Raw genomic sequence first — 20,310 nt, forward strand, 5'->3', positions numbered from 1 at the left:
TCGCCCCGCACAGGCCTGCACCATGACTTCCAAGCTGGACCAACTGAAAGCCATCACCACCGTGGTTGCCGACACCGGCGACATCGACGCGATTGCCCGCCTCAAGCCGGTCGACGCCACCACCAACCCTTCGCTGCTGCTCAAGGCCGCGGCGCTGCCGCGCTATGCGCAGCTGCTGCAGGACGCCATCGGCGGCAGCGGCGGCGATCTCGGCCTGGCCTGCGACCGCTTCGGCGTGGCCGTCGGCCAGGAGATTCTCAAGGTCATTCCTGGACGCATCTCCACCGAGGTGGACGCGCGCCTGTCCTTCGACACCCAAGCCACCCTGCAGCGCGCCGAGCGCCTGATCGGTCTGTACGAACAGGCCGGCATCGGCCGCGAGCGCGTGCTGATCAAGATCGCCGCCACCTGGGAAGGTATCCGCGCCGCCGAGCAGCTGGAAAAAGCCGGCGTGCAGACCAACCTGACCCTGCTGTTCGCCTTCGCCCAGGCCGCCGCCTGCGCCGACGCCGGGGTGTTCCTGATCTCGCCCTTCGTCGGCCGTATCTACGACTGGTACAAGAAGGCCGAAGGCCGCGATTTCGTCGGCGCCGAAGACCCGGGCGTGCGCTCGGTGACGCGTATCTACGACTACTACAAGGCCAACGGCTACAACACCGTGGTGATGGGAGCGAGCTTCCGCAACCTCGGCCAGATCGAGCAACTGGCCGGCTGCGACCGCCTGACCATCAGCCCGGAACTGCTGCAGCAGTTGGCCGACGACAGCGGCAGCCTGCCGCGCAAACTGGCGCCCGGCCAGGCCGGCGAGGCGCGCCTGGTGCTCGACGAGGCGGACTTCCGCTGGAACTTCAACGAAGATGCCATGGCCACCGAAAAGCTGGCCGAAGGCATCCGCCTGTTCGCCCGCGACCAGGAAAAGCTCGAAGCGCTGCTCGCCAGCCGCGCCTGATCGCCAGCAAACGAAAAACGCGCGCCGAGGGCGCGCGTTTTCATTTACAGCTCAGCGAAACTCAGTGCTGTTCGAGTGCATTGACCAAGTCGTGGAACGCAGCGCGATTGGACTCGTTCAAGCCCATCAGGATCTTGTGCGCTTCGAGCACCTTGGCCTTCACCACGTCCTCGGACTGGTCCTGCGACGGCAGGTCATCCAGGCATTCCGGGCAAGGCACCGGCCGATTGACGATGTTGAACACCTGATCGAAGCCCATCGACTCGAGCAGGCGAGAGATGTCCTCGTTGGTGGTCACCAACGTGGGTAACAGGCCGATTTTCTGCCGCGACAGGATGGACAGCTTGGCCAGCAGGCCCAGCGTGGTGCTATCGATGCTGCGGGTTTCCGTGAGATCGATGACGATCGCCGTGAAATTCAACGCAGTGAAGATTCTCTCGATGGTCGCATCCAGCGCCGAACACAGGGTAAGGCGCACTTCGCCGACAAACTTGAGGACGAAGGTTCCGTCCTGCTCGGCGAATTGAATTCTACCGGTACTCATGCCACGCCTCTCATGCGCTCGCTCATGCAAGGTTTCTGCTCAACACCAGCAAGGCGATGTCATCCGGCATTTCGCCGAGATCGCCCAACCCGAGCACCTTACGTAGGCCCTCGAGGCTGCCGCCAGCCTTGCATACCAATTCAGGCAGCGCTGTCTCTTTGTCTTTGAGTGTGTCGCCGGGCAAAAGGTCCAGAATGCCATCGGATAACAGGGTAATGCTAAACGACTTGGGCATATCCATCACCAAGTCGGTATAGGCCGCTTCATCGAACAGCCCGACCGGCAAGCCACGCCCTTCCAGGTATCGCGCCTCGCCGTTGCTGTACAGCACCGGCAGCGGCAGGTGCCCGCCAATGCTGTAGGTCAGCGTGCCTTTCTGCTGATCGATCACGCCACCCAGCATGGTGACGTGCTTGCCCAGTTTGCAATTGATCAGCCCACGATTGATGTGCCCGAGCACATCCGAAGGCTTGAACTCCGGCAACTGCCCGCCGCGCCGCGATTCGTAGAGCAAGCGGGTAGTCATGAACTTGAGCAGTACGGTGACGAACGCCGACGAAGCGCCATGCCCGGAAACATCCGCCAGGTAGAACACCACACGGTGATCATCGACACGGAAGTAATCGACGAAATCGCCAGACAGGTACAACGACGGAATGATCTGGTGGGCAAACTGCAGATCGTCGATGTCCAACGGCGTCACCGGCAGCATGTTCATCTGCACCTGGCGACCGGCATTCTGGTCTTCCTGCAGCAGGTGCAGACTGGCTTCCAGCTCGCGATTGGCGGTTTCCAGCTTCTCGCGATAGCGCCGGTTCTCCAGACGTAGATGCGCACGATCGAGCGCGCGGCGCACCGCGTGCTCGAGCACTGCGAGGTCTTCCAGAGGCTTGATCAGGTAATCCGCGGCACCGAGGCGCAGCGCCTCGACGACGTCGCCCATGACACCGGCGCCGGACACCACGATCACTGGCACTTCGACTTCCAGGGCGTTGATCCGACGAATCAGCTCGAGACCGTCCACCTGCGGCATACGCAGGTCGCACACGACCAGATCAGGCTTTTCCTGCTCGAACACCTGCAGGCCCTGCAGGCCGTTACTGGCTTGCAGGACTTGGAAGCCGCTGTCTTCCAAGTAGGCCGCGAGGCTCGCGCGCACTACGTCGTCGTCATCGATTATCAGCAGCGAGGCACTGGAGTTGTGCATGGGGTACCAGGCAAACGGCGCCAGGGAAGTTGGCGAAAGCGTCAGGAAATAGACCCTGAACGCGTGTACTCAGTTCACATCAAGGCGCAGACGGTACTCCCATCCGGCCCTTGATTCAAGCGCGGTCCGATTGCCGTAAGGGTGCCTTTACACCCCGAATTGGCGAAGTTATAAGGACCGTCGGAGCGCTTCTAAAACAAGAGGATCGGACCATGAGTCAAAACGATCGGGACTACAGCGAAAAACGCGACTTCATCCGTATGCGGGTCGAAGCGCCAGTTACCTTGGTGCATGCCGGCAAGGAAATCCCGGCGCTCTGCCTGGACCTGTCGAGCACCGGACTGCAGCTGGAGGCCGTCAGCGCGGTGAGCGTGGGAGAACGAGTGCGCGTGCGGATTCCCTCGCCCCACCAGGAGCTCAAGGGCCTCGATGCCGAAGCGGAAGTGGTCCGCGTCGCCGCTATTGAAGGTGGCAAGCAGGCCATCGGGCTGGCCATCGTGGCGATGGGCTGAGTCATCCACGGATACAAAAAAGGCGGCCAAGGGCCGCCTTCTTCATGTCTGGCGAACACCGATCAGAAATCGTCCTCGACTTCGCCATCCTTGACCTTGAACTCGCGGTTCTGCAGGTACACGTTGCGGATGAACACGTACTTGTCGCCGTTGATCAGCTTTTCCGCAGACAACAGGTTGGCGCGCGTATCCACCACGTTGACGCCGCGGATCACGTTGCGGGTCGGCACGTGGTCGATATAGGGGTACGGCCCGAGGTAGGAGTCCGGAATCTTCGCCGGCGCGTCACGCAGGGTGCTCGGCCCGAAGAACGGCAACACTACGTATGGGCCACTGCCGACACCCCAGGCGCCCAGGGTCTGGCCAAAGTCTTCGTCGTTGCGGGCCAGGCCCATTTGCGTACCGACATCGAAGAAACCGAGCAGGCCGAAGGTGGTGTTGAAGATCAGCCGGCCGGTATCCACGCCGGCGTCCTGCACCTTGCCTTGCAGCAGGTTGTTGGCCAAGTTGCCGACATCACCGACGTTATTGAACATGTTGTGCACGCCGTCCTCGAAGAACTGCGGCGTAACAGCCTGATAGCCCTGCGCCAAGGGTTTCAAGGCGTAGGTGTCGAGGAAGTCGTTGAAGCGGAAGATCGGGCGATTGACGCTCTCCCAGGGGTCTTCCTCGGCAGCGCCGGCGGCCAATGGCAACAGCGCCAGCCCGGCACAGGCCAGCACTCGCGCCAGCCGATCGATCCAGTTCGCAGCGTGCAAACGCATTTGCAGTCTCTCCATGAGAATCAGTAGTGTGACGGCCAAGCCGTCTTCAGGCCGCGCAGTATAAGCCCCTCCCCTGTATTTAAGCAGCCATTCGGAGTGCCATATGGCCGACAAAAGCCCGTTGTTCACCGCCCGCATTCCCGTGCGCTGGGGCGACATGGACAGCCGCCAGCATGTCAACAACGCCGTCTACATCCGTTACATGGAAGAAGCGCGGATTCTCTGGTTCAACAGCATCGGCGTCGCGCGCGGCGCGGTGGGCCCACTGGTACTGCAGAACATGCACACCTACCTGAAGGCGGTCGAGCATCCGGCCACCGTGCGCCTGGACCTCTATGCAGGCGCCATCGGCCGCAGCAGTCTGGTCCTCGAGCACCGCCTGACCACCGAAGAAGACCCGAAAACCCTGTATGGCGAGGGCTTCTGCAAGCTGGTCTGGGTCAACTACGAGAGCAATCAGAGTATTCCGGTGCCGGAGGCCATGCGTGAACTGTTCCTCCGCCATGGCGGTATTGCGAAGCGGGCCTGACGCCCGCCCCACGCAACACCTGGATACAGATCGACGCCACGCCGCCAGCCCGCCGCAGCCGGGCAAAGGTTGCGGGCATGGAGTAACCTCTTATTAGCAGGCACGGACCTTTCGCAGCGGCGCAGGGTCAATGCCGATGCCTACAACGGAGGGAGAAGGTCATGCCTGACCGCGAACTGCAGCAGCAACTGAACGAACTTCGCGAGCAACTGGAAGGCGGCGCTCCGCTGACTGCCGACGAGCAAGCGCACCTGCAGGAGCTGATCGCGCAGATCGAGCTCAAGCTCGGCCTGGAGGCCGTGACGCCGGACACCGGCCTGGTCGACGGGGTCAATCTGGCCGTGGAGCGCTTCGAAGTCGAGCACCCTACCCTGGCCGGTACGCTGCGCAATATCGTCCAGAGCCTGGCCAACATGGGCATCTAGAAAAGGTAGCGGAATAGAAAAGCCCCGGCATCGACCGGGGCTTTTGCGTTATTGGCGGACCAGCCGGCGGTTGTCCGGGTGGATCGCGCTGGTGCTGCGGTAGGGGTTGATGTCCAGCCCGCCGCGCCGCACGTAGCGGGCGCACACCATCAGCTGCTCAGGGGCGAGCAGCTTCTGCAGGTCGAGGAAGATGCGCTCGACGCACTGCTCGTGGAAGTCGGCGTGCTGCCGGAAGCTCACCAGATAGGCCAGGAAGCTGGCGTGATCGAGGCGTGCCGAAGCGCGATAGGTCACCGCCACGCTGCCCCAGTCCGGCTGGCCGGTCACCGGGCAATTGGATTTCAGCAGGTGGCTGTGCAGCGCCTCATCGGCGGGCTGACCGGCCTCACACCGCAACAGTTCCGGGCGTGGATGAGCGTAGTCGCTCACCGCGATCTCCAGGTCATCGATGCACACCCCCGGCAGCGGCGCTACGCCGTCCGCCTCGACGTCGGCGAGGCTACGCACGCGCACGCGGACCGGCGCGCCGGCGGCCGCGGACAAATCCGCGGCGAGCACCGCTTCGAGTTCCGCAAAGCTGGCGAACACGCTCTGGTTCAGCGAGTTGAGGTACAGCTTGAACGACTTGGATTCGATGATGTGCGGCGACTCGGCCGGGATGGCGAACTCGCCGATGGCCACCACCGGCTTGCCGGATGGCAGCAGCCAGGACAGCTCGTAGCAGTTCCAGTAGTCGACACCCTGATACGGCAGGGTTTGCGCCGTCAGCCCCAGCTCCGCCCACTTGGTGGTGCGCGAAATCGGAAACAGCAGCGACGGCGTATAGGTGGCGACGTACTCGCTGGACTTGCCCAGCGGCGAATGTTCGGCGGGATGCTGCATGGCGACGGACCTGACTGAGCAAAAACGCGGCAAGTGTATACAGATCGCCGGCGATTTTCAGCGCCGGCGACCGGCCGGCTCACAGCCAGAAGCGCAGCCCCAGCAGCCAGGCGCCCTCCTCGTCGGCCTCGCCCGCCGCACGCTGCCATTCGGCGCTGCGCCCATAACTCCTCTCCCAGACATAACCTACATAGGGGGCAAACGCTGGCGTGATGCGGTAGTGCAGGCGCAAACCGCCCTCCAGCGTGCTGCCACCTGAACCGACATGCAATTCCGGGTCATCGGCGAAGGCCAGTTGGTACTCCAGCTTGGGTTCGAGCACCCAGCGCTGGGTCAGCAGCAGCTCGTACTCAGCCTCGACCCGCAGCGAGGGATCGCCGCGTTCACTGAGGAACAGGTTGGCATCCAGCTCTATCCATTGCGGCGCGAGGCCCTTGAAGCCCAGCACCGCGTAGCTGCGCGTCGGCCCGGGCTGATCGTCATGGCGCAGACCGGCCTGCCAGTCGAAGAATTCGCTGGCCTCGCGGCGGTAGAGCAGCTGCGTTTCGCTGGACTCGGTCGGCCCGCCGGCATCGCGTTCGCCACTGCTCTTCAGCACCAGCTTGTGGCGGTCGGTGCCGTACCAGCCTTCGGCTTCCCAGGCCAGGCGCTGCGCGTCGCCGTCGAAGCGCTGCTCGAGGTGATCAAAGGCGAAGTAGCCGACCGGCATGTCGTCCATCTCCATGGCCGCCGCCGGCAAGCTGAGCAGCAGACCGAGGGCTGCGCCATCAGTGCGTCGCATGGCCGCTCTCCTTCTGCTGCGCGGGATAGAACGGCTGCGTGCTGCCGTCAGGCGCTTCGACAATGACCTTGCGGAACATGCCGGTGGCCATGTGGTAGATCAGATGGCAGTGGAACGCCCACTCGCCCATGGCATCCACCGGCACGTCGACCTCCAGGCTTTGTCCTGGGGCGACGTTGACCACGTGTTTGAGCGGATTGAAGCGGCCGTTGCCCTTGTCCAGCTGCATCCACATGCCGTGCAGGTGCATGGGGTGGTTCATCATGGTCTGGTTGACGAAGCGGATGCGCACCCGCTCGCCGTACTTCAGGCGGATCGGCTCGGCCTCGGAGTACTTCACGCCGTCGAACGACCAGTAATAGCGCTCCATGTTGCCGGTCAGCTTCAGCTCGATGGTGCGGTCCGGCGCGCGGTAGTCGGCGAACGGGCGCATGGCCTTGAGGTCGCCATAGACCAGCACCCGCCCCTGCTCCACCGGCTCGGGGGCGATGCCACTGTTGGTGGCGTAGTCCGAGTTGCCCACGGACGGCGTGGCGTGTCCCATGGCGGCGTGGTCCATGCCGGCCATCTGGCCGTGATCCATCCCCGCGTGATCCATGCCCTGCATGTTCATGTCCGCCATGCTCAGCAGCCGCGGCGCGCGCAGTGCCGGCACCTCGCCCTGCATGCCGGCACGCGGCGCCAGGGTGGCGCGGGCGTAGCCGCGGCGGTCCATGGATTCGGCGAACAGTGTGTAGGCCTTGTCCTCCTTGGGCTGGACGATCACGTCGTAGGTTTCGGCGACCGCGATGCGCAACTGGTCGACCGTCACCGGCTGCACGTCGTTGCCATCGGCTTGCACCACGGTCAGTGGCAGGCCGGGAATACGCAGGTCGAAGTAGCTCATCCCCGAGCCGTTGATGATGCGCAGGCGCACCCGTTCGCCGGGTTTGAACAGCGCAGTCCAGTTCTGCTCGACGTCCTTGCCGTTGACCAGGAAGCGGAAGCCGCTGACGTCGGCGATGTCGGTCTTGGCCATGCGCATGTCGCCCCAGGCCCAGCGGTCCTTGAGCGTCGCCCAGAGACCGTCGCGGCGCGCCTCGCGGAAGAAGTCGCCGACGGTCTGCTGCTGGTCGTTGTAGTAGTCGGCCTGCTTCTTCAGCGTGTTCAGCGTGCGTTCGGGCTTTTCGTCCTGCCAGTCGAACAGCAGCACGGTGTACTCGCGGTCGTAGCGGTACGGCTCGCGGCCCTTAGGCTCGATGATCAGCGGCCCGTACAGGCCTTCCTGCTCCTGGAAGCCGCTGTGCGCGTGGTACCAGTAGGTGCCGGCCTGCTGCACGCGGAAGCGGTAGGTGAAGATCTCGCCCGGCTTGATACCGGGGAAGCTGATGCCCGGCACACCGTCCTGGGTATACGGCAGGATGATGCCGTGCCAGTGCAGCGAAGTGTCGCGATCGAGGCGGTTGGTGACGTTGAGCACCACCTCTTCGCCTTCCTGGAAGCGCAGCTCCGGCGCCGGCGTCTGGCCGTTGACCGTCAGCGCCGGACGGCTGCCATCGCTCAGGCGCAGCTCGCCTTCATCGATCAGCAGCTCATAGGTACCCGCGTGCGCGCCCAGGCTGCCGCTCAACAAGCCGGCCGCCAGCCACAGGCGAGTCACGGGGTGATCTCGAGGCTGCCCACCATGCCGGCCTGGTAATGGCCGGGGATGTTGCAGGCGAACTCCAGGCCGCTGGCCTGGCTGAAGGTCCAGGTCAGCTCGGCGCTCTTGCCGGGTTCGACCAGCACGCTATTCGGATCGTCGTGCTTCATCATTGCGGCGTGATCGGTACTGCCCACGGCGTGGCCCATCTGGCTGTGGTCCATCGGCATGTCGTGCTTCATCTGGGTCGGGGTGAGCATGCCCATCTGCTGCATCATCAGCATCCGCTTCTGGTGCTCGGCATGCGCGGCGGCATCGCCCAGGTTGAACTCGTGCAGCAGACTACCCTCGTTCTTGAGCACGAAGCGCACGGTTTCGCCGGCCTTCACCTGCACCGTGTTCGGCTCGTAGTACATGTCGCCGAGCACGATCTCCACGCTGCGCGTGGCGTCGGCAGGCTTGGCGGGATGGCCGAAGCTGAACCGCCCCGCATCGGCAAATGCGGAAGTGGCGAGCAGTGAAGCGAGCAGCGGCAGCGAGCGCAGCGACATGGGGGACTCCAGTCAGTTGTCGATGTCGGCATGTTGCCCGCACGCAGCTGGCAGCCGACTGACCGGAAAATTACAAATCCGTCAGCCAGGGATGGTGACGGCAAACCGCCAAGGTCGGGCAACCGGTCGACAACCGGACGTCATGCCCAAACCCGCAGCAGCTACGACTCAGGAATACTCACGCCCCGGTCGCACCAGCCCCAACTTCTCGATGCGGTAGCGCAGCATGTCGCGCGACAGGCCGAGCTGACGGGCCGACTTGGTCACGTTCCAGTCGGTCTTGTTGAGCATCTTGATCACCATCTCGCGCTCCACCTCCGGCAGGCTGTGGCTCTCGACATGCTCGGTGGGCGGTACCCACAGCGGCTGATCGCTGCTGAAGAAGCCCTTCGGCTCGTCCGCCAGGCCGGTGCAGAGGGCCAGCTGGCTCGCGCCGATCAGGTTGCCCTGGGCCAGCAGTACGGTCTGTTCGAGCATGTTGCACAGTTCGCGCACGTTGCCCGGCCAGCTGTAACCACGCAGCAAGGCCTCGCCATCGCTGGAAAAACGCAGGTCCGGCTTGCCATAACGCTGGCCGTGCAGCTGCAGGAAATGCCGCGCCAGGAGGATCACATCGTCACCGCGCACGTACAGGCGCGGCACCTTGATGGAGATGATGCGCAGGCGGAAGAACAGGTCGCGGCGGAACTTGCCCTGCTGGACCATCTGCTCGAGGTTGCAGTTGGTCGCACTGATGATGCGCAGATTGACCTTGCGCTCCTTCACCGAGCCGATCCGGCGAATGGTGCGGTCTTCCAGCAGCTTGAGCAGCTTGGCCTGCAGGCCGATGTCCATCTCGCCGATCTCGTCGAGGAACAGCGTGCCGCCATCGGCCGCTTCGACCAGGCCGACCCGACGCTCTTTGGCGTCGGTGAACGCGCCGCGCTCATGACCGAACAGCTCGGCTTCTAGCAGGCTGGCCGGCAGCGAAGCGCAGTTCAGTTCAACGAACGGGCCCTTGGCGCGCACCCCGTCGAAGTGCAAGGCACGCGCGATCACCTCCTTGCCGGTGCCGGTTTCACCCTCGATCAGCACGGCCGGCAGGTCGACGCCCGCGACGCGGCGCTCCGCTTCCAGCAACTGACCGACCACCGCCTTGACCGACTGCATGGCCGGCGATTCGCCGATCAGTTGGTCGAGACCGGCGCTGCGATCCTCGCGGCTCTGATAGAAGGACAGCTTGTTCTCGATGCGCTGCACTTCCATGGCCTTTTCCAGCAGCAGCTTCAGCTCGATCAGCGCCACCGGCTTGGTCAGGTAGTGGTAGGCGCCGACCTTCATCGCCTTCACCGCTTCGTCGATATTGCCGTAGCCGGTCATCATGATCGGCTTGATCTGCGGTGCGCTCTCGTGGACCTGGCGGATCAGCTCCAGGCCGTTCATGCCGGGTAGCGAGTTGTCCGTGAGCAGAATGTCCGGATGAAAGTCCTTGAGCACTTCAAGGGCTTCTTCGGCGGAGTGGCACACCACCGCCTCGTAGTCTTTGCGCTCCAGGTAGGTCTGGATATTCCCGGCCAGGGTCTCGTCATCCTCAACGATCAATATGCTGTGTTCCATGTCGCCCTCCCTTCTCAATAACGAAGCTCAACGCTACTTGGGTTCCTTCCTGCTCGCGGCTGGTCAGATTAATCGTCCCGCCAAAGCGCTCCATGATCCGCTTGACCATCACCAGCCCCACCCCGAGCCCGCCTTGCTTGGTGGTGAAAAACGGCTTGAACAGCATGGCCTTCTGCTGCTGCGACATGCCCTTGCCGCTGTCGCGGATCAGCATGTGCAACGTATCCCCGCCGGCGTCCGGCTCGACCTCGACGGCCAGTCGTCCGCCCTTGGGCATCGCTTCCAGCGCGTTGGCGAACAGGCTGTTGAGCACCTGGCCGAGCAACATGCGCTGGCTAACCACACGCGGCGCGTACTGGGTGTCGAACTCCACCGTCACGCCCGCCTGATGCAGCTGCTGGTCGAAGGACTGCAGCACCTCCTGCACCACCGTCACCACGTCCACCGATTCGGAATCGCCGGTGAGCGGTCGTGACGATTGCAGTAGCTCGCGCACCCACTTCGACATGCGGTCGACCTGGGTGATGATGTCGCCGATGTTGCCCTGGATCGGCGGCGCGGCCAGTTCCTGGGCCAGCTCCGCGCTGGAACGAATCGCCGCCAGCGGATTGCGCAGGCTGTGCGCCACCGCCGATGACATCTCGCCGAGGGCGACGAAGGTTTCGTTGGCGATCAGCTGCTTCTGCTGCGAATCGAGCAGCACCGAGCCGCGTCTCACGATCCAGTACAGGCCGAAGTAGATCAGCCCACCGCCCAGCGCGGTGGCCAACCAGATCACCACATAGCCGCGCTGGATGCGCGCAATGAGGTCCTTCGGCTCCTTGTAGATCTCCACCATCGTCACCGCTTCACCGGCGGCGTTGAGCAGCGGGATGTAGTTCTCGATGAACAGGCTTTGCGGCGGACGCAGGAACTTCTGCTCGATGCGGTCGGCATCGGCGCGGTGGTAGCTGGCGGAAATCCGCGTCTTGGCCTTGAACGCTTCCTCCAGTTCATCGTTCTGTACGCGGCGACCGATCAACGCCGGGTTGGTCGACCAGATGATCGTGCCGTCCGGCGCATAGATGTTGGCGAGCAGCGCATCCGGCAGGTGGGCGATATGGTCGAGGTACTCGTTACGCGCGCGGTTGATGGCGTCCTGGGTGACGTTGACGTGACGCCCGTCGGTGCGTGGATCGAGCAGCTCGCCCAGCGACATCACATCCGGAATCGCCATGTGCCGTGCTTCGGCCGTGGCGATCGCCTGGATGAACTGCGCGGTGAGCATCGCGTCGCGCTCGACGCTTTCGGTCACCACGTAGCGGGTCGAAATGATGCCCAGACCAATCGCCACCGAGGCGATGACAATCAGGCTGACCAGGGAAAACCAGCGCAGCAGGTTGAATTGCTGAGGCGCTTCCGTGCTCCCCCCGCCAGCCATGAAGAACGCTTTGACTGATATCGCCTGCATGGGAATGTCCTTTCCACATTTTTAGTGTGTTATAGCGCACAACCCGAGCCCCCGATAAATCACCAATGGCAATTAGCTTGTACGCGTTACTAACTTGACAGTATTAGCAATCACCAAGGACAGCCGCCCTAACTCATTGGTTTTTAACGCGCCGGAAAATTGCCACGCCATCTAGAACCGACATTTTAGTCCACTTTTCTGCCCCCAGCCGTGGAGCCCCAGTTGTGGGGGCAGACCCCCAGCCACCCCCAGCACCACCTCTGTAAACCCCCGCGCACCCCAGGAAATAGAGCCTCTCCCGCCGGCTGGTACGGTTGTTGCGGAGCTGCCCGCAGCCTTGCCTGTGAGCTCCGCTTACACAGGGCATTTCCCCAACGCACGAGGGAAGTACCATGCCCAGCAAACTGACCACCGCCACGGCCACCCTCTCGCTTCTGGCCCTGGCCACCCAATCCGCCCACGCCGTCCTGTATGCCGTGGACCCCGGCCCCTACCTGCCCGAGAACGGCTCATTCGCCGCCTGGTACCAGGACACCCATGGCCGGGTGCTCGACCTGTGCCTGTCCAAGGCGCTCAGCTCGCGGGTGCCCGGCGCCCCCGGCGCGCCTTCGTACATGTGCTCGCTGTTGCCCACTCCCGGGGTCTTCGACGACGCCCAGCCCATCGTCTTCCCCACCAACTTTCCCGACGAAGCGTTCTGGTTCACCGCCGACGCGGCGATCACCGACGCCGCCAGCGGTATCGACCTCGGCTATGGCGCGGCCATCGAGGCGGCGTTCAACGTCGAGGAGCCGCGTGAAGGCGATCAGGTCAGCTTTGCGCGCATCCGCATCCGCGTCGATGTCCCCACTCCGGGCATCTACACCGTGACCCACCCGTACGGCGTCGAGGTCTACGAGATCACCGCCGCCAACATCGGCGACGGCCGGCGCGCCATCAACATGACCCGCGACATCGGCATCGGCGCGCCGAAGACCTACACCGGCGCGCTGGGCGGTGACATCGGACCGTTCCTGCGCAGCGTGAACGGCCCGTACACCGAGACCAACCCGGTCACCCAGCAGAGCGAGCGCTACATCGGCGACCCGAACCTCGAGGAGGCCGTGACCGGCAGCCCGTACGGGACCAACTACGTGCGCATCGAAGGGCCCAACGGCATCGACCTGCGCACCAACCTGTTCGCCGTCTCCGGCAAGCTGTCCACGGTCACCCGGCCGACCCCGGTGATCATGCAGCGCGCCACCTACTCGCGGCAGCCGGGCAGCAACGGCGTGGTCGCCCAGCAGGACGTGTTCGCCCTGGCGCCACCACCACCCGGCACCGCCAAGTTCGCCGACAGCCTCGGTGAGAACGTCGACATGCTGGAAAGCACCGCCACCGGCAACTGGTACGGCCAGTCGGCGAACAACCCGACAGCGCTCGTCGACATCAGTCTGACTGCCGACAACCAGGCGGCCATCGCCACCAGCACCCCCACCACCGCAAGCCTCCGGCTGAAGGACCAAGTACAGATCCAGCGAGCCGAATACAGCCTGAATTCCGGCCAGCTCATCGTGCAGGCCAGCAGCAGCGACCAGACCGCACTGCCGGCGCTGACCGCCGACTTCGACCACGGCGCCCCGATCGGCCCGCTGACTGGCGACGGCGTGCTGAAGACCCTGAGCACCGGCATCTCACCGCTGCCACCGGCCCGCGTGAAGGTGACGTCCGCCAACGGCGGAACCGACATCGAAGAAGTGGTCATCCTCCCCTAGCGATATCCGTTTTCGAGCCAGGAGGCATCATGAACAAGTGGCCAGGCTTGCTTTGCACCGTAGCCGCCCTCTCGATTGGCCAGGTCATGGCCGATCTCGCCGCGGTCGATACCGGTCCTTACAACCTCGCGACCGGCAAGTACCCGGTGTGGTATCAGGACGAGAACAACCTCAGCCTCGAACTCTGCCAGTCGCGGGCCGTCAGCTCGCGCGCCGGCGGCGCGCCGAACGCCTACATGTGCACGCTGATCCCCGATCCGGGCGTGTACGACGACACCCTGCCGATGATCTTCCCCGGCAACTGGCCGGGCGAACTGTTCTGGTTCTCCGCTGAAACCGAGATCCCCAACAACGCCGCCGGCTATGGCCTGGAGGTGTATGTCGCGGCGATCGAAGCGGCCTTCTCGGGTGGCGAAGTACCGGTCGACGGCCAGCAGCAGTCCTTCGCGCGCATCCGCATCCGCGCCTCGATCCCGGTAGCCGGGGTGTACAAGGTGACCCACCCGTACGGCGTGGAAACCATTACCGTCACCCAGACCGGACGGCGCGGGATCAACATGACCCGCGACATCGGTATCGGCGCGCCGGGCAACTTCAGCGGCGCACTGACCGGCGATATCGGACCGTTCCTGCAGAGCGTCAACGGCCCGTACCCTGAGCGCAACCCGGATACCGGCGTGCTGGAAAGCTTTGTCGGCGACCCCAACCTGGTCGAACCGGTGATCGGCAGCCCCAACGGCACCAACTTCGTGAAGATCGAAGGCCCGGCCGGCACCATCCAGACCAACGTGTTCAGCGTGACCGGCAAGGTCTTCGACTCGCGTCCGGCCACCGCGCTGGAAATGGGACGCACCACCTACCGGCGCACCGCCCAGGGCACCCGCCTTGAAGTGTTCGCCGGTTCGAGCAACACCTCCTCGCTGTGCTTCCGCGAATCCATCGCGCTGATCGGCACGCCACCTTCGCCGTGCCAGACCACCATGCTCAGCGACAACAACGGCCACTTCTTTGCCCACAACCCGGCGCCGGCACCCTTGCCGCCGCTGGTGGTGGTCACCGCCAGCGCGCCGAGCGGCAGCACCAAGCCGACCTCGGCCTCCAGTCGGGTGATCGACGTGGTCAAGGTCAGCAACGCGCGCTACTCCTGGGCCGACAAACGCCTGACCATCGAAGCCCGCTCCAGCGATGAGGTCGCGGTGCCGGATCTGGTGGTGCAAGGCTTCGGGCGCATGAGCAAGGCCGGTCCGGTGCAGACCCTGACCGTCAACGACCTGGCCCAGCCGCCCGCCAGCGTGCTGGTCAAATCCTCCGCCGGTGGCGAGGACAGTGAAGACGTCACGGTAGTCGGCAGCGCGCCGGAAGAGCCGAGCAACCAGCCGCCGGTCGGCCTGACCGATACCGCCAGCACCAGCTTCGGCGTGCCGGTGACCATCGCCGTGCTGGCCAACGACAGCGACCCGGATGACAACACGCCGCTCAGCGTCACCGGGCTCACCCCGCCACCGGCCGGCCAGGGCACCGTGGCACTGAATGGCACCACCACGGTGGTCTACACCCCGCCGGCAGTGGTCAATACGCCGCTGAGCACCAGCTTCACCTACCGCGTGCAGGACAACCTCGGTGCGCAGTCGGCGCCGGTCACGGTCAACGTCACGGTCAGCCCGAACCAGGCACCGAACGTGGTCAACGACACCGGTGCCACCCTCGGCGTACCGCTAACGCTCGCCGTGCTGACCAACGACGCCGACCCGGAAGGCAACGGACCGCTGACGGTGATCAACCTGACACAGCCCACTCGCGGGACTGCCAGCACCGACGGCACCAGCATCACCTATACCCCGCCGGCCGGCGTGACTGCTGCGTTCAGCACGTCCTTCACCTATCAGGCGCGAGATTCGCTGGGGGCCGTTTCCGCGCCAGCCACGGTCACCATCAACGTCTCGCCACCGCCGGTAGTCGCGGAGAACTTGGCGATCACCACGGCTGACGTGGTCGCCCGCTCCAACGCGCGGCACACCTTCAGCGTGGATGGCACCTCCTCGCTGACCACCGGCAACAGCATCACCGTGACGGTGCAGACCACTACCGGTCCGGTGGTCATCGGCAGCGCTGTGGTGCCGGCCAGCGGACGCTGGCGGCTGTCGGCCACCACCACCGGGCTGGTCCTGCCGGCCACCACCACCGCCACCATTCGCTCGTCGTTCAACAACGTGCGCACGGTCACGCTGGTCAATCGCTAACGCAGTGCCTGCCCGCGCCCTGGCGCGGGCAGGTTGATTCAGGGATGGGCAATGAAACGCCATGCAGGGTTTCGCCAGCGTCGTCTCGCCGTGTTGCTCGGCCTGTACCTGAGCAGCACGGCGCTGTACGCCGCCGACCTGATGGACAACCTCGATCTGGCCGGCGGCGATCCCGACCTCGGCCAGCTCGGCGGCGCCACCGCCCAGGCCCTGGTGCAACAGACCGGCCAGGCCAACCTGGCGCAGCTCCACCAGAACGGCGAGTCGTTGCTCGGCCTGATCGTGCAGAACGGCAGCAATCAGGAAGCGTTCATCTTGCAGGAAGGCATCAACCAGATGGCAAGCATCTACCAGCAAGGCAGCGGCAACGTCGCCGGGATCAGCCAGAGCGGCGCCGACAACGTCGCGCAGATCGTCCAGGACGGTGCCTACAACACCGCCCAGATCGAGCAGTCCGGCACTGGCCTGCACAGCAGCGTCACCCAAACCGGCAATAACCAGAGCGTGCTGGTCCGCCAGTACCGCTGAATCGGGCAAACCATATCGAGCAGTGCGTTCAGCAGGGACCCTTCCCAGGAGGCAACACCATGAAATTCCAGTACCAACCGCTCGCCGCCGCAATCCTGGCCCTGGCTAGCATGCAAGCCATGGCAGGCGACAGCACATCGACCCAGACCCAAGTCGGCGACGGCAACCGCGCCGAAGTCATCCAGAGCCTGACCAACAACAGCAGCGTGACCCAGGACCAGCAAGGCGACGGGCACGACGCCATGGCCGAGCAGAGCAGCGCCGACAACAGCAGCATCGAGCAGACCCAGAGCGACACGCTCAACGCCGCCTACGGCCGGCAGATGTTCGAAACCGACGGCAGCTCGGTGCAGACCCAGTCCGGCGAGTTCAACGTCGTCCACTCCGACCAGCTGGAAGGGATCGGCAGCGCCTCGAGCCAGACCCAGAGCGGTAGCGAGAACTTCTCCTTCAACTACCAGCAGGCGCAGACCGGCAGCCAGATCACCGTCAATCAGGCCGACCAGATCAACGAGAGCTTCGCCGAACAGATCACCGGTAGCGGCAACCAGGCGACCATCGACCAGACCGGCACGTTGAACTACACCGCGGTGTACCAGGCCGATCACGATCGCGGCGAAGTCTCGGTGACCCAGGGCGGCGAAGTGAACGAGGCCTACGCCTCGCAGTCCGACGGCGGCCAGGACAACAGCATCGGCATCACCCAGGACGGTACAGGCAACTACATCGACGTCTGGCAATCCGGGGAAATCGGCAGCCAGTCCACCGTCGAGCAGAGCGGCGACGGCAACGCCCTGGCCGTCGACCAGAGCTTCGGCAGCGACAACATGGTCAGCATCATCCAGCAAGGTACCGACAACGTGCTGAAGGCCGACCAGTTCGAGTCGGCCGCCTCCTCCACCGATCACTTCCAGAGCGGTGAACGCAACGAAACCTACACCTATCAGGAAGGCGCGGCGCACCAGCTCAGCGTCAGCACCGTGGGCGACGACAACCGCGTGGAAGTCAGCAACTGGCAAGGCACCTTCGACGGCGGCCAGTTCGGCGTCGGGCAGAGCGCCAGCCTCACCCAGGACGGCAACAGCAACACCATCGGCCTGCGCCAGGACGGCGACGGCAACAGCGTGACGCTGACCCAGACCCTCGACTTCAACAGCGCCGCGATCACCCAGGACGGCAGCACCAACGAACTGTTCTTCGACCAGGACGGTTCCGAGAACATCCTGCTCGCCGACCAGAGCGGTGCCGACGGCAGCATCATCGGCTTCAGCCAAGGCGACCTGAACAACGTGGAAGCTGCGCAATCCGGCAGTCTGGCCACCCTGCAGGTCAACCAGATCGGCAGCTCCAACCAGGTCACCGCCAGCCAGGGCGGGATCAACATGAGCTCCATCGTCAATCAGACCGGCTCGGGCAACCAGGCCTTCGTCACCCAGCAGTGATTTGCCCTTTCCTGCCGCCCTCGCGGGCGGCAGGTTTTTTCCCTTCCCGCCATGTCACCCACCGCCCCGCTCCTGCTCGCCGCGCTGCTCAGCGTCGACGCCAGCCTCGAATTGCACACCCCCTCGCCGAACCTGGCGGAGCTGCGCCTATGCTTTCGCGGCAACGGCCAGCAGGTGCGCTTCGAACTGGAAACCCAGGCCGGCAGCAACCGCTCGCGCCAGGCCGGCGAATTGCGCGCCGGCGTGCAAGCGCAATGTCCGACACTCAAGCGCATGACTCTGCGCACTGAGCAACGCCTGGAAAGCCGGCTGCGCTGGTGGGTCGACGGGATTGAACAGCCGCCGCTGATTCGGCAACTGGAAGGTGCGCCTTAGCCGTGCGGGATCGGTTAGCCGTAGAAGCTACCCAGCGCTGCTGCCGAACGCCGAGGCCAGTGGCACGCTGCGAGTTGCCGACCGGCACTCTGGACCCCGGCCTGTGCCGGGGCGACGGGGTAGGAAGGCTGGCGGTAGTCGAAGCAAGCGGGCGACCGGAATCGCCAGCAGCTCCAATTCCCCCAGACCACGCCATTATCCGCCCCGTCATACCGGCGCAGGCCGGTATCCAGCTGCCCGCTGCGAACGCTCGGCCAGCTCTCTGAGACTCGGCCCGCGCCATGGGAACGGGGGCAAGCAGTCTGGCGGTAGATGAGCGCGATTGCAGGCACCGCAGCGACGGTGAGTTACGCCGCTGCGCGGCTAACCCACCCTACCCAGCTGGGAGTTCAGGGGTTGTTTCAGGGAGTGGAGGCCTGGATGCGCCCCAGGTATTTCTTCAAGGAGGTGTCTTCGAGCGCCTGCCCGGCGGCGGTCTGCCACAGGTGGCGTTCGACGCCCTGGGCGATCAGGTGGGCCACCGCTGCCTCGATGGCCGACAACACGCACAGCTGCGCCGGCTCGTTGGTGGTGTAGCCGGCCTCGGCTTCGAGCAGTTCCTTGAACTCGATGAACTTGAACACACTGGCGGTGCGGCCGACCGAGTAAATGGTCTTGCTGGTCATCACGTTGGCCAGCACCTGGCCGCTGCGCACATCGACCGCGCGCAGGTTCACCGAGACTTGGTCGACGCGGTATTCGACCGAGGCGCCAATGCCCAGGTAGCGCGCACCCTCGCCGCCGCTGCGCACGTTGGTGTCGTAGGCGATGATGCCGCCTTCGAGCAGCAAGTTGGCGGCCTGCAGCGGCGGCAGCTGGGCCTGGATATTGGCCGGGGTGTTCGGCTTGTTCTGCGAGGCGCGGATGATCTTGCGCTCGGTGAGCACGTTCTGCAGGCCCTCGCGCTCCAGCACGCGGAACCAACCGCTGGCCTGCAAGGCGTCGACCAGCATGCTCGCCGCGCCCTGGGTCACGCTGGTGGAAAACGAGCTGGCCGGGGTCGGCTTGTACTGCCCGGTCTGGTCGCGGAAGCCGTACACCGCTGCCACCAGCTGGCCACGCGGCCGTGGCAGGGCCAGCAGGTCGTAGTAGGTCGAGGCGCGCGGCGTCAGGGTCGGAATTTCGCTATCCGTCTCGGCCGGCATCGGCTCGCGCAGGCCGCAACCTTGCAGCGTGGCCATCAGCAGGATCGACATCATCCAGGCTTTCATGCTCTCGCCCTCCTGGCGCGTTACATCACAGCGGGCCGAGCCCGTTGACGACGACTTCAGACACTTCGCCGGTAACCCGGTCGGTGATCACGATGCTCAGCTGGCCGCCGTCATCGACCATGTCGATGATGAAGGCGTCGGTGGTCAGGCTGCCGGTGTTGCCGTCCTGGATATTGCTCAGCAACTGCGAGAGCAGCCGCGACTCCAGCTGGCTGGTGAAGCGCTCCAGCGACGAGGCCGCGGCGCGCGGGGTAACGTTCGGGTCGCTGTGATCGTTCTGCGCCTGGGCGTTGTTGAGCAAGTAGGTGCCGTTCAGCGGGTTGCCGCCGAACGACGGATTGACCGGCGTGTAGACCAGCTCGGTGGCCTGGGCGAGCGTGCCGACCAGCAGCAGGCAGCCCGGCAGCAATGCGGTGTTCCTCTTCATAGCTCGTCCCTCTCCAGATCTTGAGTGTCTTGCAGCAGGCGCTCGATCTTCTGCTTGGCGACCTGCTCGCGGACCAGGTCGGCCGCCGCGTAAGCCAACGGCTGCAGTTGTGCGGTGTTCGGCGCGAGGAATTCGCGATACAGCACGCGTCCCTCGTACTCCACCCACACCAGGCTGCCCCAGCGCGCCGACGGCCGTTCGCGCACCACCAGGTTGAAATCCAGCTTGCTGGTGTCGCGCAGGCGGTCGCTGAAGTAGCGATAAAACTCGTGGCCGATGTGGGAAATGCTGTTGTCGACGATGAAGCCGAGGAACTCGTCGTTCTCGGCGCGGGCGCTGTTGCCCGTGCCAAACAGGGCCAGGCCGCAGAGCAGCGCCAGCGCGAAGCGCCGGGGTGCAACGGGTGTTGGTAAAACGGCCAGCGACTTCATGTCGTACCTCGTCCCATACGTCGAAACCACACTTCTGCGTTGCATCGCCCAT

21 protein-coding genes are annotated in these 20,310 nt (G+C 64.6%); 9 read left to right on the forward strand and 12 right to left on the reverse strand.

All coding sequences use genetic code 11. The annotated features are described in order from the left end of the window. Positions 1–22 precede the first annotated feature (22 nt). The gene (tal, locus tag JQX08_RS00455; RefSeq protein WP_204913909.1) at positions 23–949 is read left to right on the forward strand and encodes a transaldolase; all 927 of its coding nucleotides are present in this window, start codon (positions 23–25) and stop codon (positions 947–949) included. Between the two features lie 61 nt (positions 950–1,010). Here tal and rssC read toward each other — a convergent pair whose 3' ends face one another. Both rssC and rssB read right to left on the reverse strand, forming a co-directional pair. Further along, a complete protein-coding gene (gene rssC / locus JQX08_RS00460) occupies positions 1,011–1,493 on the reverse strand; it encodes an anti-sigma factor antagonist RssC (RefSeq protein ID WP_204913910.1) in 483 nt (160 codons plus the stop codon). A 22-nt stretch (positions 1,494–1,515) separates the two neighbouring features. Then, positions 1,516–2,700 (reverse strand): two-component system response regulator RssB, encoded by a 1,185-nt coding sequence (rssB, locus tag JQX08_RS00465; RefSeq protein ID WP_204913911.1) that lies wholly within the window; start codon positions 2,698–2,700, stop codon positions 1,516–1,518. Between the two features lie 212 nt (positions 2,701–2,912). Here rssB and JQX08_RS00470 point away from each other — a divergent pair, with 212 nt between their 5' ends. Further along, positions 2,913–3,212, forward strand: a complete 300-nt coding sequence (locus JQX08_RS00470) for a PilZ domain-containing protein (RefSeq protein WP_204913913.1) — start codon at positions 2,913–2,915, stop codon at positions 3,210–3,212. A 62-nt stretch (positions 3,213–3,274) separates the two neighbouring features. On the opposite strand, the gene JQX08_RS00475 is transcribed toward JQX08_RS00470, so the two are convergent. Continuing rightward, the gene (locus tag JQX08_RS00475; protein WP_204913914.1) at positions 3,275–3,976 is read right to left on the reverse strand and encodes an MlaA family lipoprotein; all 702 of its coding nucleotides are present in this window, start codon (positions 3,974–3,976) and stop codon (positions 3,275–3,277) included. A 103-nt stretch (positions 3,977–4,079) separates the two neighbouring features. On the opposite strand from JQX08_RS00475, the gene JQX08_RS00480 reads away from it, so the two are divergent. Both JQX08_RS00480 and JQX08_RS00485 read left to right on the forward strand, forming a co-directional pair. Further along, the gene (locus JQX08_RS00480) at positions 4,080–4,505 is read left to right on the forward strand and encodes an acyl-CoA thioesterase (RefSeq protein ID WP_204913915.1); all 426 of its coding nucleotides are present in this window, start codon (positions 4,080–4,082) and stop codon (positions 4,503–4,505) included. 161 nt (positions 4,506–4,666) lie between these two features. Next, positions 4,667–4,930 (forward strand): DUF4404 family protein, encoded by a 264-nt coding sequence (locus tag JQX08_RS00485; RefSeq protein WP_204913916.1) that lies wholly within the window; start codon positions 4,667–4,669, stop codon positions 4,928–4,930. Between the two features lie 48 nt (positions 4,931–4,978). Here JQX08_RS00485 and queF read toward each other — a convergent pair whose 3' ends face one another. The 6 genes from queF to JQX08_RS00515 all read right to left on the reverse strand — a co-directional run bounded on the left by queF (position 4,979) and on the right by JQX08_RS00515 (position 11,811). Continuing rightward, positions 4,979–5,812 carry an NADPH-dependent 7-cyano-7-deazaguanine reductase QueF gene (gene queF, locus JQX08_RS00490; RefSeq protein WP_204913917.1) on the reverse strand — a complete coding sequence of 278 codons (834 nt, stop codon included), beginning with the start codon at positions 5,810–5,812 and terminating at the stop codon, positions 4,979–4,981. Between the two features lie 79 nt (positions 5,813–5,891). After that, positions 5,892–6,593 carry a copper resistance protein B gene (locus JQX08_RS00495; RefSeq protein WP_204913918.1) on the reverse strand — a complete coding sequence of 234 codons (702 nt, stop codon included), beginning with the start codon at positions 6,591–6,593 and terminating at the stop codon, positions 5,892–5,894. Continuing rightward, positions 6,580–8,232, reverse strand: coding sequence for a copper resistance system multicopper oxidase (locus JQX08_RS00500; RefSeq protein WP_204913919.1), 1,653 nt, complete (start codon positions 8,230–8,232; stop codon positions 6,580–6,582). The genes JQX08_RS00495 and JQX08_RS00500 overlap by 14 nt, the downstream gene beginning before the upstream one ends. Beyond that, a complete protein-coding gene (gene copI / locus JQX08_RS00505) occupies positions 8,229–8,765 on the reverse strand; it encodes a copper-resistant cuproprotein CopI (protein WP_204913920.1) in 537 nt (178 codons plus the stop codon). The genes JQX08_RS00500 and copI overlap by 4 nt, the downstream gene beginning before the upstream one ends. Before the next feature lie 168 nt (positions 8,766–8,933). Next, entirely contained in the window at positions 8,934–10,361 is a 1,428-nt protein-coding gene (locus JQX08_RS00510; RefSeq protein ID WP_204913922.1) for a sigma-54-dependent transcriptional regulator, read from the reverse strand. Continuing rightward, complete coding sequence (locus tag JQX08_RS00515) at positions 10,336–11,811, reverse strand: sensor histidine kinase (RefSeq protein WP_204913924.1); 1,476 nt, start codon at positions 11,809–11,811, stop codon at positions 10,336–10,338. The genes JQX08_RS00510 and JQX08_RS00515 overlap by 26 nt, the downstream gene beginning before the upstream one ends. A gap of 392 nt (positions 11,812–12,203) precedes the next feature. Here JQX08_RS00515 and JQX08_RS00520 point away from each other — a divergent pair, with 392 nt between their 5' ends. From JQX08_RS00520 to JQX08_RS00540, 5 genes are read left to right on the forward strand one after another with little or no spacing between them, the layout of a single operon-like run. Continuing rightward, entirely contained in the window at positions 12,204–13,565 is a 1,362-nt protein-coding gene (locus JQX08_RS00520) for a hypothetical protein (protein ID WP_204913926.1), read from the forward strand. A 29-nt stretch (positions 13,566–13,594) separates the two neighbouring features. Continuing rightward, complete coding sequence (locus tag JQX08_RS00525; RefSeq protein ID WP_204913928.1) at positions 13,595–15,805, forward strand: Ig-like domain-containing protein; 2,211 nt, start codon at positions 13,595–13,597, stop codon at positions 15,803–15,805. 51 nt (positions 15,806–15,856) lie between these two features. Then, entirely contained in the window at positions 15,857–16,333 is a 477-nt protein-coding gene (locus JQX08_RS00530) for a curlin (protein ID WP_204913930.1), read from the forward strand. A 59-nt stretch (positions 16,334–16,392) separates the two neighbouring features. After that, positions 16,393–17,775, forward strand: a complete 1,383-nt coding sequence (locus tag JQX08_RS00535) for a curlin (RefSeq protein WP_204913931.1) — start codon at positions 16,393–16,395, stop codon at positions 17,773–17,775. A gap of 51 nt (positions 17,776–17,826) precedes the next feature. After that, positions 17,827–18,150, forward strand: coding sequence for a hypothetical protein (locus JQX08_RS00540; protein ID WP_204913932.1), 324 nt, complete (start codon positions 17,827–17,829; stop codon positions 18,148–18,150). A gap of 401 nt (positions 18,151–18,551) precedes the next feature. Here the strand turns inward: JQX08_RS00540 and JQX08_RS00545 are convergent, their stop codons facing one another. Genes JQX08_RS00545 through csgE form a run of 3 tightly spaced genes read right to left on the reverse strand, consistent with a single transcriptional unit; the run spans position 18,552 to position 20,258 of the window. Next, entirely contained in the window at positions 18,552–19,400 is an 849-nt protein-coding gene (locus JQX08_RS00545; RefSeq protein ID WP_204913933.1) for a CsgG/HfaB family protein, read from the reverse strand. Positions 19,401–19,425: 25 nt separating this feature from the next. Then, on the reverse strand, positions 19,426–19,827 hold the full coding sequence (locus JQX08_RS00550) for a curli assembly protein CsgF (protein ID WP_204913934.1): 402 nt from the start codon (positions 19,825–19,827) through the stop codon (positions 19,426–19,428). Further along, positions 19,824–20,258 carry a curli production assembly/transport protein CsgE gene (gene csgE, locus JQX08_RS00555; RefSeq protein WP_204913938.1) on the reverse strand — a complete coding sequence of 145 codons (435 nt, stop codon included), beginning with the start codon at positions 20,256–20,258 and terminating at the stop codon, positions 19,824–19,826. Before csgE ends, JQX08_RS00550 begins: the two co-directional genes overlap by 4 nt. Positions 20,259–20,310: the final 52 nt, after the last annotated feature.

The organism is Zestomonas insulae (genome assembly GCF_016901015.1).
Lineage (GTDB): Bacteria > Pseudomonadota > Gammaproteobacteria > Pseudomonadales > Pseudomonadaceae > Aquipseudomonas > Aquipseudomonas insulae.